This window comes from Brenneria izbisi (assembly GCF_025840185.1).
GTDB classification, from domain to species: domain Bacteria; phylum Pseudomonadota; class Gammaproteobacteria; order Enterobacterales; family Enterobacteriaceae; genus Brenneria; species Brenneria izbisi.
In genome coordinates this window covers 466,548-482,627 of sequence record NZ_JAMPJU010000002.1, presented here as the reverse complement: position 1 = coordinate 482,627, position 16,080 = coordinate 466,548, and the positions used below count along the sequence as shown (strand labels likewise).

Genomic DNA, 16,080 nt, shown 5'->3' with positions numbered 1-16,080 from the left:
AGGGTTTACTTTTCTATCGTTAGCAAAATCAAACAATTACAATTTGAAATTGAAGGATGTCTTATGAAGAGCAGTACCTTTCTTAAACACATCCCCTGGATGATCCTGGGGATCATCGGGGCTGCCTGCCTCGGCGTGGTCGCACTGCGCCGCGGCGAGCATGTCAGTGCATTATGGATTATTGTCGCTTCCGTCGCCGTTTATCTGGTGGCCTATCGATACTACAGTCTGTATATCGCGCAGAAGGTCATGAGGCTGGATGCGACCAGGGCGACGCCGGCGGTGGTGAATAACGACGGCCTCAACTATGTGCCGACCAACCGTAATGTGTTGTTTGGGCACCACTTCGCGGCTATCGCCGGCGCCGGTCCGCTGGTTGGGCCGGTTCTGGCGGCGCAGATCGGCTACCTGCCGGGTACGCTTTGGTTGCTGGGCGGCGTGGTGCTGGCGGGCGCGGTACAGGATTTCATGGTGCTGTTCCTGTCCACGCGTCGTAACGGCGCGTCGCTGGGTGAAATGGTTAAGAAAGAACTGGGACCGGTGCCAGGCACCATCGCCTTGTTCGGCTGTTTCCTGATCATGATTATCATTTTGGCGGTGCTGGCGTTGATTGTGGTAAAAGCGCTGGCGGAAAGTCCGTGGGGCGTGTTCACCGTCTGTTCTACCGTGCCGATTGCCCTGTTTATGGGGATCTACATGCGTTATATCCGCCCCGGTCGCGTGGGCGAGGTATCGGTGATCGGTATCGTGTTGCTGGTATTGTCCATCTGGTTTGGCGGTATTGTGGCGCACGACCCGTTCTGGGGGCCGGCGTTGACCTTTAAAGACACCACTATCACCTTCACGCTGATCGGCTATGCATTTATCTCCGCATTGCTGCCGGTATGGTTGATTCTGGCGCCGCGTGACTACCTGGCGACGTTCCTGAAAATCGGCGTGATTGTCGGTCTGGCGATCGGCATCGTGATCCTGAACCCAGATCTGAAAATGCCCGCGGTGACGCAATTTGTGGATGGCACCGGTCCGGTATGGAAAGGTACGCTGTTCCCGTTCCTGTTTATTACGATTGCCTGTGGTGCGGTATCCGGCTTCCACGCGCTGATCTCTTCCGGCACCACCCCTAAATTGCTGGCTAACGAAATGGATGCGCGTTTCATTGGTTACGGCGCGATGCTGATGGAATCGTTCGTGGCGGTAATGGCGCTGGTTGCGGCTTCCATTATCGAACCCGGCCTGTATTTTGCGATGAATACCCCGCCTGCGGCGCTGGGTATTACCATGCCTGATCTGCACAGACTGGGTACGGCTGACGCGCCGATGATCCTGGCCCAGTTGCAGGACGTATCGGCACAGGCCGCAGCGGTAGTGAGTTCCTGGGGCTTCGTGATCTCACCTGATCAGATCCTGCAAACGGCGAAAGATATCGGGGAACCTTCCGTCCTCAACCGTGCAGGCGGCGCACCGACGTTGGCGGTAGGCATCGCTTACGTATTCCACCAGATCATTCCTGGCGCGGACATGGGCTTCTGGTATCACTTCGGTATTCTGTTTGAGGCGCTGTTCATCCTGACCGCGCTGGATGCGGGAACGCGCGCCGGTCGCTTTATGTTGCAGGATCTGCTGGGCAACTTCGTGCCGTTCCTGAAGAAAACCGATTCTCTGGTGGCGGGTATGATCGGTACGGCGGGCTGCGTCGGACTGTGGGGTTACTTGCTGTATCAGGGCGTCGTGGATCCGCTGGGCGGCGTGAAGAGTCTGTGGCCGCTGTTCGGTATCTCCAACCAGATGCTGGCTGCGGTGGCGCTGGTGCTGGGAACGGTGATCCTGATCAAGATGAAACGCACGCAGTACATCTGGGTGACGCTGCTGCCGGCTATCTGGTTGCTGATTTGCACCACCTGGGCGCTGGGTCTGAAACTGTTCAGCGATAATCCGCAGTTGGAAGGCTTCTTCTATATGGCCAACATGTTCAAAGGCAAGATTGCCGAAGGCGGCGCGGACTTGAGCGCGCAGCAGATTGCCAACATGAACCATATTGTCACCAACAACTATACCAACGCCGGTTTGAGCATCCTGTTCCTGATTGTGGTATACAGCATTATTGCTTACGGCATCAAAGCGGCGCTGGAAGCCCGTAAGATCGATAAGCGCACCGATCAGGAAACACCGTATGTCCCGGTTCCTGAAGGCGGCGTGAAGGTTTCTTCCGGCCACTAAGCGTTGCCGACCCGTCGGATTTTGCGAGACGGCTAACATGGCCGGATCGCAAAAGATGACGGGTATGCCTACCCTGTATAATGTATAAACGTTATACGGGGTATTTTTATATCGTGGCCGTCGCGGGTGGCCGTTCGGAGGTAATGATGTTTGGTAATCTGGGAAAGGCGGGAAAGTATTTGGGCCAGGCGGCGCGAATGCTGGTGGGTATGCCGGACTATGACACCTATGTTCAGCATATGCAGACCAATCATCCTGATAAACCGATGATGACTTACGAAGAATTTTTCCGCGAGCGCCAGCAGGCGCGTTACGGCGGCGATGGCAAAGGCGGTATGCGTTGCTGTTAAGGAATCGGAACCTGTTATGACTCAACCACTTTATGTCACCATTCTGACCGGCTTTCTGGGCGCGGGCAAAACTACTTTATTACGACACATTCTGAACGCCGATCACGGCTATAACATTGCGGTGATTGAAAATGAATTCGGCGAAGTGCCGATCGACAACGTGCTGATTGGCGAACGGGCGAGTCAGATCACGACGCTGAGCAACGGCTGTATTTGTTGTACGCAATCCAATGAATTGGCGGATGCGCTGCTTGATTTGCTCGATGGCGTGGATAATGGCACCTTGAATTTCGATCACGTCATTATTGAATGTACCGGCATGGCCGATCCCGGCCCGGTGGCGCAGACATTCTTCTCCCATGAGGTGATCTGCGAGCGCTTTGTGCTGGACGGCATCATCACGCTGGTGGATGCGGTACATGCTCAGCAACAGCTTGATCAATTCACTATCGCTCAGTCGCAGATTGGCTATGCCGATCGTATACTGTTAACCAAAACCGATGTGGCGGGCGAAGACGACGCGTTGATGCAGCGTCTTCAGCGTATCAACGCCAGAGCGCCGATTTACCCGGTGATACACGGCGAAATTGATTTGAGCGTGCTGTTCAATATCGACGGTTTTATCCTCAACGACAGGCTGGCGGTAAAAACGCCGGTGTTTCGCTTTATCGCGCCTGCTCAAAACAACGTTCAATCAATTGTGGTCAGCCTGGATCAACCGGTTGAATTGTCTGCGGTATCGGATGTGATGGAAAACCTGTTGCTACAGTTTTCCGATAATCTGTTGCGTTATAAAGGCATTCTGGCGATTAAGGATGATACCCGTCGTCTATTGTTTCAGGGGGTTCAGCGTTTGTATAGCGCCGACTGGGACAGAGAATGGCAAGCTGATGAGGTCCGGCAAAGCGTATTGGTTTTCATCGGACTGGATCTGCCTGAGCAGGAGATCCGCGAAGCCTTTGCCCGGCTGACGGCATGAATCATCTTCTCAGGCTTGCCTTCAGGTCGGCCTGATTTTCATTTTTCTCCCTGATTTAACCGTATAATAAAAATGCTACCTTAGTGTAATAATTGCGAATGCAGCTAAAGCGTGATCGACCTTTGTTTTTTAATGGAATGATGGTGTTATTTTATTAAAACAAAATTTCATTTTTATTGAGGTTAAGTATGCGCCGCAGTGTTGCATTGTCATTAATGGCTTCCTGTATCACGCTTGGTATCCAGTCTGGTTCCGCTACGGCGGCTAGTGCCGTCAAATTTCCCGATAAAGTGTGTGACGTTACGCAGTATGGCGCGCAAGGTCACCGTTTACAGATCGCATTGAATACGGCGTCTTTCCAACAAGCCATTGATGATTGCGCGGCGGCGGGGGGCGGGACGGTGTATGTGCCTGCTGGGAACTATCTGGTCGATCCATTATTTCTGAAAAGTAATATCCGGCTGGATCTGGCGAAAAATGCGACCATCGTCGCTTCTACCGAAGAAGCCGCCTACCGCGCGACGGAAAAAAACCGATACGCTGAAGCGGAAAATGGCTGGCTTCCTTTTATCAGTATCGCCGATGCTGAAAATGTAGCTATCACAGGTGAAGGCACCATTGATGGGCAGGGCGCCGTTTGGTGGGAACGCTGGCGCGCCAATATCCGGGCGACCGGAAAAAAGGGCGGTACCGATCGTCCGCGTCTGATTTATATTACGCGCGCGAATAATGTGCTGGTGGAAGGCGTTACGCTGACCAATTCGCCGAGCTTCCATGTCGTCATGCGTTATGCGCGAGATGTGGATGTGAACGGCACCCGCATTCTGTCGCCGTGGCATGCGCCTAATACCGACGCTATCGATCCGATTGATAGCCAGAATATCCGTATCACCAATAACTACATCGACTGTAACGACGATCATATCGCGATCAAAGCAGAAAAACCTGACAGCCGTTTCCCGGATGGGGTGGTGGATAATATTTATATCGCCAATAACATTTTACGTCAGGGACGTGGTATTTCCATCGGCAGCGAAACTTCCGGCGGCGTGAATAACGTGCTGGTTGAAAACAATCAATTTGAAGGTTCGATGTACGGTATTCGCATCAAAACCTTGCGCGGCAAAGGCGGCGAAGTGAAAAACATCACTTACCGCAATACCAAAATGGTGGATGTCGAGGTGCCGTTGGTGTTCGCCGGTTATTACAAAGCCGCGCCGATTGTGCAGGCCGAGGTAGATAAAATGCTGGCTGCGGGCGGTTTCACGCTGGGTGAGCAAATTTATCCGCCGGATAGCGATCCTGAGCAACCTTTTAATAAATATAAGACGCCGCATTTCAGTAACGTGACGATCGAGAATCTGACGTCAACCGGAAAAAGCAAAGCCGCCGCTTATATTATTGGCGTACCGGAAGCGCCGCTCAGCGGTTTCCATTTTGATAATGTGCGTATTGATGCCGATAAAGGCATCCGCGTGAGAAACGCGGAATTGCAAACCAAAGGGTTGACGCTGAATGTGAAACAAGGACCGGCGATGCTGCTGGATAAAGGGGCGAAGGTCGATCAATAATCGATAATGGCGCGATAGCAGGGCGCGGCTCTGCTATTCGCTTGTTTTCGATGGTTTAATCGTGTTTGGCGATATCGGCAAAGGTGGCGCGCAGCAACCGTGCTAAATCATCGGCAGCCAACTCGATATCCAGCCCGCGTTTACCGCCGGAAATATAAATAGTGCGGAACTGGCGGGCCGGTTCATCAATCACTGTCGGCAACCGTTTTTTCTGTCCCAACGGACTGATGCCGCCTACGAGATAACCTGTAACCCGCTGTGCAATGACCGGATCGGCCATATCCGCTTTTTTCGCCGACAGCGCACGGGCGACTTTCTTTAAATCCAGCATGCCGGCGACGGGCGTTACCGCCACCGCCAGATTTTTAGCGTCGCCATTTAGTGAAACCAGTAGCGTCTTATAAACCTGCTCTTTATTTAGCCCCAGTTTTTTGGCGGCTTCTTCACCGAAGTTGGTTTCTTCACTGTCGTGGTGATAGCTGTGCAATGTAAAAGCGATGTTGTTTTTCTCAAGTAGTTTTACTGCCGGTGTCATGGTTTAAGTGTCCTTACGGGCGACATTGCGCTCAATTTGCCTGTAGTAATGTTGGTAGGTTGTCATCACCATATAAATGCAGCGCGCCTACGGCAACCACATAGTTACCGGGCGGTAGCGCCTGAAGCTGCTGCTGCCAGCGACGGTTGCGCTGGTTCATCAATAAATCGGTCATCTCATTGCTGAAAGCGGCGGGCATGTCAGGCGGAAGTTTGCCGGGCTTGCGCTCCAGCCACCAGCCAATCATGGTTTGCAACAGACGGGCATTGATGTGCCAGTGCTTAATCGTATCTTCCAGTAACCGCAGCCCGCCTTGCGGCAACTGTTTCAGCAACGCGATTTGGGTATCTTGCCCCTCAAGCTCAATGATGGGCAGTCCCTGAGATTTTGCCGCCGTAATTAGTTGATAATCAATACCGTAATCAGGCCTGAGCCCCAGCTTCTGGGCCTGGTAAGCCTGTAACATCAAGGCGACCTGCCAGGCGGGAAGCATATCAATGCTGTCTTCACTGACAGCCAGCGATGCGCAGATTTGTCGTAACTGATGATAATTGGCCGGACTCAGACGCTGTAACAGCGGGAGCTCGGTTTCAGTCTGTCTGAAAGGCGAGCCGATATCAGAAATATCGGCTTCGACAATCAGGGCCGTAGCATGCTGTAGCTGTTGCAGCAGTTCGTCGGGTAACGGCGCCATATCCAGGCTGCCCATATGGATACTGCCAACCAAATGAAACTGGCGTTGATTGGCGAGTTGAACATCAATCGCGGGATAGGCGTAAGTCAGTGGCGAAATAAACCCAAGAAAAGTCGCTATTTTACGCAGCAGTTGCCCCATAAATCCGGTCTCCAGAAGTGAGGCAACCATGCTAAACGCCAGACGGCAGACAATACAAGCGATTCATCTACTGGTCTTTGGGTTTGAAGCGCAGCAACCGGTTGGCGTTACTGACGACGGTAATGGAGGACAATGCCATCGCCGCGCCAGCAATCACCGGGCTTAGTAGCGTACCGGTAAGGGGATAGAGCACGCCTGCCGCGATTGGAATACCCAGCGTGTTATAGATAAAAGCCCCAAGCAGGTTCTGTTTCATGTTGCTCAATGTAGCGCGGGAAAGAGCCAGCGCATCGGCCACACCGTGCAGGCTGTGACGCATCAGCGTAATGGCCGCGGTTTCGATAGCGATATCGCTGCCGCCGCCCATGGCGATCCCCACGTCGGCCTGCGCCAGCGCAGGGGCGTCATTAATGCCGTCGCCAATCATGGCAACGCGCTTTCCCTGTGCTTGCAGTTGTTTGATAGCATCGGCTTTACCATCCGGCAGCACGCCGGCGATCACTTGATCGATCCCCGCTTCTTCGGCGATGGCGTTTGCCGTCAACGGGTTATCGCCCGTCAGCATTACCAACTGGTAACCTTGCCGATGCAGACGTTGCAACGCCGTAACGCTATCCTGACGCATGGGATCCTGAATGGAAAACAGCGCGACAATATGACCGTCCGCCGCCAGCAGCACGGGCGTAATACCGCGGCGCGCCTGCGCATTAATCAGGGCTTCTTCGGTTTCTATATCAATCTGGCGTTGTTGCAGCAGCGCCGGATTGCCGAGCAACAGCGGAACCTGTGCGATTTCTCCGCTGACGCCCAGTCCTCTCAAGGTGCGGAACTGTTCAACGCTGGCTAATGGCAACCCATCGGCCCGTTCGACCAGCGCTTTAGCCAACGGATGATTAGATCCTTGTTCCAGCGATGCCGCCCAGATTAGCGCCTGTTGCTCGCTTATCGCGCCAAACGTGTGGATATCGACGACGCGTGGCTGACCTTCCGTGAGCGTGCCGGTTTTATCGAATACCAGAACATCCAGTTTGCTGGCCTGTTGCAGCGCATCGGCATCCCGCACCAGCACGCCCAGTTCCGCGGCGCGCCCGACGCCGGAAATAATCGACATCGGCGTTGCCAGCCCCAGCGCGCACGGACAGGCAATGATCAGCACTGTGGTGGCAATGACCAATGTGTAAACGATTTGCGGCGCGGGGCCGACGAAATACCAGATTACGCCGCTGATGATGGCAATTAGGACCACCACGGGCACAAACACAGCGGAGATGCGATCCGCCAGTTGGCCGATTGCGGGTTTGCTGCTCTGTGCCTGTCTGACCAGCCGGATAATGCGTGACAGCGTGGTCTGGTTGCCGATAGCGTCCGCCCGGAATAATGCGCTGCCATCCTGTACCAGCGTACCGGCGTGTACCGCATCGCCTTGCGCTTTTTGCCGGGGGAGGGGTTCGCCGGTCAACATAGCTTCATCGATCCACAATTCCCCTTGCAGAATTTCGCCGTCAACCGGGATGCGATCGCCGGTGGTTAGTCGTAGCGTCATACCGGCTTGTACGTCGGACAGCGCAAGGATCTTTTCGCCATCCGGGGTAACCACGCGGGCGGTGGGCGGCGTGAGATCCAGCAGCCTTTCCAGCGCGTGTGAAGAACGCAGGCGGGCGCGCTGTTCCAGCGCATGACCGAGATTGATCAGACCGATAATCATGGCGCTGGCTTCATAGTAAAGATGCCGTGCCGCCATAGGAAACACATCCGGCCATAGATTGACGGTAATGGAATAGAGCCAGGCTGCGCCAGTGCCGAGCGCCACCAGCGTATCCATTGTCGCGCCGCCGTTTTTCAGGCTGCGCCAGGCATTGCGATAAAAATGGCCGCCGGCGAAAATCATCACCGCCAGCGTCAGCAGACCAATCACCAGCCACGGCGTGCGGTTTTCCGGCGTCAAGGTCATGCTGCCGCCAAGCACGCCCCAGAGCATCAGCGGTATACCTAACAACAGTCCTAACGCGGCTTGCCATTGGAAGCGGCGGATAGTTTGCTGCGCCGTTGCTTGCTGACGCGCCCGCCGTTTATCTTCATCCTGAATGATCTCCGCGCCGTAGCCCGCCTGTTCCACCGCCGCAATCAAAGCAGCATGCGCAGCGTGTCCGCTGACCAGCGCGCTACGTTCCGCCAGATTGACTCGCGCCTGCGTGACGCCTGCAACGCATTGCAACGCATTCTGAACGCGATTCACGCAACTGGCGCAACTCATGCCCTGAAGCAGCAGTTGCACCGTGTCGTCATTCTGGTTATCCGTGGTGCGGTTTGCCGGAAGAGGGGATTGGGCCGCTGGCAGCGCTTCCGACGTGATCGCTACCTGTGCCAGCGGCTCAGTTTTTGGGTGAGCGGACTCCGCAACGCTGGCCTGATAACCGGCCTGCTCAATGCTGTTAATAAGCGTCTGAGCGTCCGCCGCGCCGGTGACGGTGGCGCTGTCGAGCGTGACCTCGGCTTGTTCGACAGCGGGCAGCGCCTCCAGCGTTGTTTTTACGCGTTGTACACAATGTCCGCAGGTGAGTCCCTGCAATGACAATACGGTGGTGTGCGACATAATCGTTTTCTCCTGTGAGTTCAGCCGTGGTTAACGCCTGGATTCATCTTGTTTTCTTTTCGGTTGCAGAAAAGAGCAAGCTGTAAACAATAAGCAGCTTTGACCTGTTGTTTGGTGTCTGTGACTTATTGAACAGGTTAAACCTTCCATCAAGGGGAGGGTCAAGGTTTTATTAAAATCAGCATTCATACAATGACACCGTATGCTTTGCATCACACTTTCGCCACTCAATTCATCATGAAGGGCGGGAACATGATCGCATTGCCGCGCGCGTTGGGGCATTCTGACAGGGTCAGACCAAGGCTCTTCCATCAAGGGGGGAAATGATGAATATCAGCGATGTGGCTAAAAAAACCGGTCTCACCAGTAAGACGATTCGCTTCTATGAAGAGAAATCATTGATGACGGCGCCGCTACGTTCTGAAAATGGCTATCGTAGCTATAATGCCCATCATATCGAAGAGTTAACGTTATTGCGTCAGGCGCGGCAGGTAGGATTCAATCTTGATGAATGCCGTGAACTGGTGGCGCTGTTTAACGATCCGATGCGCCATAGTGCGGATGTGAAAGCGCGCACGATGAACAAGGTGCGGGAAATCGAAGCGCATATTGAAGCGTTGAAGGCAATGCGCCTGCGTTTACTGGCATTGGCGGAACAATGTCCGGGCAACAGCGGCGCCGATTGCCCAATCATTAACAATCTGGCGGGATGTTGCCACACAGAGGGAACGCGTTCCTCCGATGATACCGCCTGAGATTAAGGTTTCACTTCGCGAACGTAAAGCGTGATGCCTTCGACGGCAATCACTTCAATATGCGTCCCGGCGACCAGATCCTGTTTTGATGCGACTCGCCAGGTGCTGTCGCCGATTCTGGCCCGACCGAAACCATTCTTGATGGGTTCGCTCAATGTTGCGCGTAAACCAATCAGTTGTTGTCCACGTTGATTCAGCGCGTTCTGGGGTTGCGCAAGCGTTCTCTTGCGCAACCAGTACCACCAGAGCAGGGCGGTGATTATCGTCAGTACGGCAAAGGCGATGCCTTGCCACGGCCACGAAAACGGCATGGCCCACACCAACAGTCCAACCAGTATCGCCGATACGCCGCTCCATAACAGATAACCGCTGGCTCCCAACATCTCAGCCGCCAGTAGCAGACCGCCGAGAGACAGCCAGAACCAGTGCGCATTTTCCATCACCAGTTCGATTTCCATTATTGGCCCCGGTTATCTTTGCTGTCTTTGAGCAATTCGGTGATGCCGCCGATAGCGCCCATCAGATTACTGGCTTCCAGCGGCATCATAATGATCTTACTGTTATTAGATGAACCAATCTGTTGCAGGGCATCGGTATATTTCTGAGCGACAAAATAGTTAATCGCCTGAATATTACCGGCGGCAATCGCTTCTGACACCATTTTAGTGGCCTGTGCTTCCGCTTCCGCTGCGCGTTCACGCGCTTCCGCCTCTAAAAAGGCCGACTGTCGTTCGCCCTCCGCTTTCAGTATTTGCGACTGCTTTTCCCCTTCAGCCCGCAAAATTGCGGCCTGACGCACCCCCTCGGCTTCAAGGATCTCGGCGCGTTTGTTACGCTCCGCTTTCATCTGGGCATTCATCGCCGCAATCAGTTCGGCAGGCGGACGTACGTCACGGATTTCAATGCGGGTGATTTTAACGCCCCACGGATTGGTGGCTTCATCGACGATGTGCAGCAAGCGGCTGTTGATGCTGTCACGCTGAGAAAGCATCTCATCGAGTTCCATCGAACCCAGCACGGTTCGGAAGTTGGTCATGGTCAGGTTGACGATAGCCTGTTCCAGATTGCTGACTTCATATGCCGCGCGCGCAGGATCGATAACCTGAATAAAACACACCGCATCGATGGCGACATTGGCGTTATCGCGTGAAATCACCTCCTGGGACGGGATATCCAATACCTGTTCCATCATATTGATTTTCCGGCCAATACGATCCATGAAAGGGACGACCAGATTAAGTCCGGGCATCAGCGTTCTGGTATAACGGCCAAAACGCTCGACGGTCCATTGATAGCCCTGCGGTACGATCTTGACACCGGACCAGACGATAATCAGCGCCACGAAGATGACAACGGGAATAAATGTCAGCATGCTTACTTTCCTTTTTTGATCCTTGGCTGACCTTAGTTTAAGGGATTAAGCACGCTATAGAGAGTATTTTTACCTGATATTATGCGCTCAAGCAGAAAGTTTTAGATTGCTGTATGTTGTCAAATAATCGTTGCTTTATAGGCGTTGGTTCAATAACTAACTTTTTCTGTAATTATCGTAACCCTCTTTTAATGATTCCCAGTTTGTAATCAGGGTATCCGTTGCCGCCAGCAGATTATGGTGTGGACCCGCGTATTCGGGATTCAGTTTGCCTTTTTTCAACTGATTGAGAATGGCATCAGCATTTTCGGTTGCCTTAAACGTTTGATTGTTAAGCTCGATGGCATCGGTGGCAAATTTCTGAATAAGCGGATCTGAGGAGTTGGCGGCGCGTTTGGTCGTCAGTAGCGACAGTGAGTGCTGTAACTCGCGTAAGGTATTCAGGTTATTGTTAATTTTATCAATAGTGCCCTGGGCTTTGGTCTTTGAGGAAGATGAGGCGCTTTCGGAAGCGTGGGAGGAGGTCAGGGAGCTTATGCTGATATGAGGAATTTTCATTGGATATTATCCTGTTTATCGGTAACTGAAAAACGCCTGATGCGAATGACATTCAGGCATAAATATAGCAAGAGGTAGTGAGTGGCAAAAAAGCGTCAGTAGTTCATTCACGACAGAAAAAGGATGTATATAAGCGGATGGAAGAATACGCGCCGGGGACAGGCGCGCGGGTTACATATCCAGTTCGATATCGCTCAGCGGCATACAGCAACAGGGCAGAATTTCGTCTTGCCGGATACAGGCTAACGGCGCCTGGCGATAAGCCACGCGGCCTTTGAGCAGACGCAAACGGCAGGAGCCGCAATAACCTGAGCGGCACTGGTACTCGACGCTCACCTGATGCGACTCCAGCACATCCAGCAATGAGCTTCCTTTATCGGGGCAGGCAAGCTGCGCACCTGACGTGCGCAGTGTGATGGTGGCGTTATTCATGGTTAAAGCTGGAAGTCACTCAGATCGTCGGCATTCATTTCAGAATCAATCTGACCGACCAGATAAGAACTGACCTCGACTTCCTGCGGCGCGACCTGAACGTTATCGGAAACCAGCCAGGCGTTAATCCACGGGATCGGGTTGGTGCGTGTTTCAAACGGCAGCGCCAGACCGACGGCCTGCATGCGGATGTTGGTGATGTATTCCACATATTGGCACAGAATATCTTTATTCAGACCGATCATGGAACCATCACGGAACAGATATTCCGCCCACTCTTTTTCCTGTTGTGCGGCGAGCACGAACAGGTCATAGCACTCCTGCTGGCACTCTTCGGCGATTTTCGCCATATCCGGGTCATCGTGTCCCGCGCGCATCAGGTTGAGCATATGCTGGGTGCCTGTCAGGTGCAGTGCTTCATCGCGAGCAATCAGTTTGATGATTTTCGCGTTGCCTTCCATCAATTCACGTTCGGCAAAGGCGAACGAACAGGCAAAGCTGACATAGAAACGGATCGCTTCCAGGGCGTTAACGCTCATCAGGCACAAGTACAGTTTCTTTTTCAACGCATACAGATCAACGGTAATCGTTTTGCCGTTCACCTGATGCGTACCCTCGCCCAGCAGATGATAATAGCTGGTCATTTCGATGAGCGAATCATAGTAGGCGGAAATATCTTTGGCGCGTTTAAGAATTTCTTCATTGGTCACGATGTCGTCAAACACCAGTGACGGATCGTTAACGATGTTGCGGATAATGTGGGTGTAGGAACGTGAGTGGATGGTTTCGGAGAACGCCCAGGTTTCCACCCAGGTTTCCAATTCAGGAATGGAAATCAGCGGCAGCAAGGCGACATTCGGGCTGCGGCCCTGAATGGAATCCAGCAATGTCTGATATTTCAGGTTACTGATAAAAATGTGTTTTTCATGCTCAGGCAACGCCTGATAGTCGATACGATCGCGGGAAACGTCAACTTCTTCCGGGCGCCAGAAGAAGGAGAGTTGTTTTTCAATCAGTTTTTCGAAAATTTCGTATTTTTGCTGATCGTAACGGGCAACGTTAACCGACTGACCGAAGAACATCGGTTCCAGTAGCTGGTCGTTTTTATTCTGTGAAAATGTGGTATAGGCCATGGTATCTCCCAAAAAATGCCCGGAGCATTTTTTAACGCCGCTCGCGGCGGCGCGTAAGGGCGGGCAAGGATAAGCCCGCCATAAAAGCTTAAATCTTACACGCGCCGCCTTCGCAGCCGTCATCCTGCGGTTCGGCGAGCAGGTCGTCCTGCGCATCTTCCGCACCATCACGGGTGTTCTGGTAGTAGAGCGTTTTTACGCCGAACTTATACGCGGTCAGCAAATCTTTTAGCAACTGCTTCATCGGCACTTTCCCTGACGGGAAACGGGATGGGTCATAGTTGGTGTTGGACGAAATAGCCTGATCGACAAATTTCTGCATCACCCCGACCAGTTGCAGGTAACCATCGTTGTTTGGCATTTCCCACAGCAATTCGTATGCGTCTTTCAGCCTTTCATATTCCGGCACCACCTGACGCAGGATGCCGTCTTTTGACGCCTTGACGCTGATGTGACCGCGCGGCGGTTCGATGCCGTTGGTGGCATTGGAAATTTGCGAAGACGTTTCGGACGGCATCAATGCCGACAGCGTCGAGTTGCGCAGACCGAATTCCTGAATCTCTTTACGCAGCGTTTCCCAGTCATAATGCAGCGGTTCATTACAGATCGCGTCAAGATCGCGCTTGTAGGTGTCGATCGGCAGAATGCCCTGGGAGTAGGTGGTTTCATTGAACCACGGGCAGGCGCCTTGTTCGCGTGCCAGCACATTGGAGGCTTTCAACAGATAGTATTGAATAGCTTCAAAGGTGCGATGAGTCAGGTTGTTCGCGCTGCCGTCGGAATAACGCACGCCATTCTTCGCCAGATAGTAAGCGAAGTTAATAACGCCGATACCCAGTGTGCGGCGTCCCATTGCGCCGCGCTGGGCCGCCGGGATCGGATAGTCCTGATAATCCAGCAAGGCATCAAGCGCACGAACGGCAAGCGTCGCCAGTTCTTCCAGATCGTCCAGACTGTCGATAGCGCCGAGATTGAACGCGGACAGCGTACACAGGGCGATTTCACCGTTTTCGTCATTGACGTCATTCAACGGCTTGGTCGGCAGCGCGATCTCCAGACACAGGTTGGATTGGCGAACCGGTGCGATTTGCGCATCAAACGGGCTGTGCGTATTGCAGTGGTCCACGTTCTGTATATAGATGCGGCCGGTTGATGCGCGTTCTTGCATCATCAGTGAGAACAGTTCGACCGCTTTGATCCGCTGTTTGCGGATACTGTTATCCTGCTCGTATTGCACATACAGACGTTCAAATTCATCCTGATCGGCAAAGAAAGCGTCATACAAGCCCGGTACGTCGGACGGACTGAATAGTGTGATGTCTCCGCCTTTGACCAGACGCTGATACATCAATTTGTTTAACTGCACGCCGTAGTCGAGGTGGCGAACGCGGTTACCTTCAACGCCACGGTTGTTTTTCAGTACCAGCAGGCTTTCCACTTCCAGATGCCACAGCGGATAGAACAGCGTTGCCGCACCGCCGCGCACCCCGCCCTGAGAACAGGACTTCACGGCGGTCTGGAAATGTTTATAGAACGGAATACAACCGGTATGGAACGCTTCTCCGCCGCGGATCGGGCTGCCGAGCGCCCGGATGCCGCCGGCATTGATGCCGATGCCCGCGCGCTGAGATACGTATTTTACGATAGCGCTGGAAGTGGCGTTGATGGAATCCAGGCTATCGCCGCATTCGATCAGTACGCAAGAACTGAATTGCCGGGTAGGGGTACGCACGCCCGCCATGATAGGGGTCGGCAGCGAAATCTTGAACGTGGAAATCGCGTCATAGAAGCGCTTGATGTAACCCAGCCGTGTTTCTTTGGGATAGCCGGAGAACAGGCAGGCGGCGACCAGAATATACAGGAACTGGGCGCTTTCGTAGATATCGCCGGTCACGCGGTTCTGAACCAGATATTTCCCTTCGAGCTGTTTAACCGCGGCATAAGAGAAGTTCATATCGCGCCAGTGATCGATGAAAGCATCCATTTCGGCGAACTCTTGCGCACTATAGTCTTCCAGCAAATGCTTGTCGTATTTGCCCATATCGACCATTTTAGCGACGTGATCGAACAGTGTCGGCGGCTCAAACTGGCCGTAGGCTTTTTTGCGCAGGTGGAAGATCGCCAGACGCGCCGCCAGATATTGGTAATCCGGGCTTTCACGAGAAATCAGATCGGCTGCCGCCTTGATGATGGTTTCATGGATATCAGAGGTTTTGATGCCGTCATAAAATTGAATATGGGAACGTAGCTCGACCTGAGAAACGGAGACATTGTGCAAACCTTCTGCGGCCCAGGTGATGACGCGATGGATTTTATCCAGATTGATTTTTTCTTTGGTGCCATCGCGTTTAGTAACGAGCAAGCTCTGGTTCATGAGAAGTCACACCTATCGATTTTTACCCCAATATTCGTGCATGCGAAAAATGGCGCGCCGGACACAGTTGTGCCTTTCTGCCACGAGCAAACACTATATGTAGGGGGTTGGATTTGATTTGACAACAAGATAATGAGAAAAAGCGGTGATTGCAAGTGAACAAAAGCAGGGGAATTTGTGGATAACTTAGGGAGGAAATGTTATTGAATCGCTAACTGCCTGTTTGCTCTGGCCCTCTTGTGTTGTCAACCGCTGAGGAAGAAAAAACGAAATAATTGATCGACTGCCGTTTTATTGTTCGCGCCGAAAATGATGTTATTGATCAAATCATAAAGCGGGAAAATAAACTCGGAATTATCTGAATAGCAGGTGTGAA

Annotated in this window: 14 protein-coding genes; 5 read left to right on the top strand and 9 right to left on the bottom strand. The window is 52.9% G+C overall.

Features of this window, described 5'->3' with window-relative positions; all coding sequences use genetic code 11:
* Positions 1-63 precede the first annotated feature (63 nt).
* From NC856_RS04925 to NC856_RS04910, 4 genes are all read left to right on the top strand, one after another.
* Positions 64-2,217 carry a carbon starvation CstA family protein gene (locus NC856_RS04925; RefSeq protein ID WP_264089306.1) on the top strand — a complete coding sequence of 718 codons (2,154 nt, stop codon included), beginning with the start codon at positions 64-66 and terminating at the stop codon, positions 2,215-2,217.
* Between the two features lie 146 nt (positions 2,218-2,363).
* Positions 2,364-2,567: a YbdD/YjiX family protein gene (locus tag NC856_RS04920; protein WP_109052933.1), complete on the top strand. Its 204-nt coding sequence runs from the start codon at positions 2,364-2,366 to the stop codon at positions 2,565-2,567.
* A gap of 16 nt (positions 2,568-2,583) precedes the next feature.
* Positions 2,584-3,546 (top strand): GTPase, encoded by a 963-nt coding sequence (gene yjiA / locus NC856_RS04915; protein WP_264089305.1) that lies wholly within the window; start codon positions 2,584-2,586, stop codon positions 3,544-3,546.
* A 188-nt stretch (positions 3,547-3,734) separates the two neighbouring features.
* A complete protein-coding gene (locus NC856_RS04910; protein ID WP_264089304.1) occupies positions 3,735-5,117 on the top strand; it encodes a glycoside hydrolase family 28 protein in 1,383 nt (460 codons plus the stop codon).
* A gap of 55 nt (positions 5,118-5,172) precedes the next feature.
* On the opposite strand, the gene ybaK is transcribed toward NC856_RS04910, so the two are convergent.
* The 3 genes from ybaK to copA form a co-directional block, all read right to left on the bottom strand.
* On the bottom strand, positions 5,173-5,652 hold the full coding sequence (gene ybaK / locus NC856_RS04905; RefSeq protein WP_264089303.1) for a Cys-tRNA(Pro)/Cys-tRNA(Cys) deacylase YbaK: 480 nt from the start codon (positions 5,650-5,652) through the stop codon (positions 5,173-5,175).
* A 31-nt stretch (positions 5,653-5,683) separates the two neighbouring features.
* Positions 5,684-6,487 (bottom strand): TraB/GumN family protein, encoded by an 804-nt coding sequence (locus tag NC856_RS04900; RefSeq protein WP_264089373.1) that lies wholly within the window; start codon positions 6,485-6,487, stop codon positions 5,684-5,686.
* A gap of 67 nt (positions 6,488-6,554) precedes the next feature.
* Positions 6,555-9,080, bottom strand: coding sequence for a copper-exporting P-type ATPase CopA (copA, locus tag NC856_RS04895; RefSeq protein ID WP_264089302.1), 2,526 nt, complete (start codon positions 9,078-9,080; stop codon positions 6,555-6,557).
* Between the two features lie 326 nt (positions 9,081-9,406).
* On the opposite strand from copA, the gene cueR reads away from it, so the two are divergent.
* The gene (gene cueR / locus NC856_RS04890) at positions 9,407-9,835 is read left to right on the top strand and encodes a Cu(I)-responsive transcriptional regulator (protein ID WP_264089301.1); all 429 of its coding nucleotides are present in this window, start codon (positions 9,407-9,409) and stop codon (positions 9,833-9,835) included.
* A gap of 2 nt (positions 9,836-9,837) precedes the next feature.
* Here the strand turns inward: cueR and NC856_RS04885 are convergent, their stop codons facing one another.
* From NC856_RS04885 to nrdA, 6 genes are all read right to left on the bottom strand, one after another.
* Positions 9,838-10,293: an NfeD family protein gene (locus NC856_RS04885; protein ID WP_264089300.1), complete on the bottom strand. Its 456-nt coding sequence runs from the start codon at positions 10,291-10,293 to the stop codon at positions 9,838-9,840.
* Complete coding sequence (locus NC856_RS04880; protein WP_264089299.1) at positions 10,293-11,207, bottom strand: SPFH domain-containing protein; 915 nt, start codon at positions 11,205-11,207, stop codon at positions 10,293-10,295. Before NC856_RS04880 ends, NC856_RS04885 begins: the two co-directional genes overlap by 1 nt.
* A gap of 156 nt (positions 11,208-11,363) precedes the next feature.
* Positions 11,364-11,765 (bottom strand): hypothetical protein, encoded by a 402-nt coding sequence (locus tag NC856_RS04875; protein ID WP_264089298.1) that lies wholly within the window; start codon positions 11,763-11,765, stop codon positions 11,364-11,366.
* A 171-nt stretch (positions 11,766-11,936) separates the two neighbouring features.
* Positions 11,937-12,197, bottom strand: a complete 261-nt coding sequence (yfaE, locus tag NC856_RS04870) for a class I ribonucleotide reductase maintenance protein YfaE (RefSeq protein ID WP_264089297.1) — start codon at positions 12,195-12,197, stop codon at positions 11,937-11,939.
* Between the two features lie 2 nt (positions 12,198-12,199).
* Positions 12,200-13,330: a class Ia ribonucleoside-diphosphate reductase subunit beta gene (gene nrdB, locus NC856_RS04865; RefSeq protein ID WP_264089296.1), complete on the bottom strand. Its 1,131-nt coding sequence runs from the start codon at positions 13,328-13,330 to the stop codon at positions 12,200-12,202.
* Between the two features lie 88 nt (positions 13,331-13,418).
* The gene (gene nrdA, locus NC856_RS04860; protein WP_264089295.1) at positions 13,419-15,704 is read right to left on the bottom strand and encodes a class 1a ribonucleoside-diphosphate reductase subunit alpha; all 2,286 of its coding nucleotides are present in this window, start codon (positions 15,702-15,704) and stop codon (positions 13,419-13,421) included.
* Between the last annotated feature and the right edge of the window lie 376 nt (positions 15,705-16,080).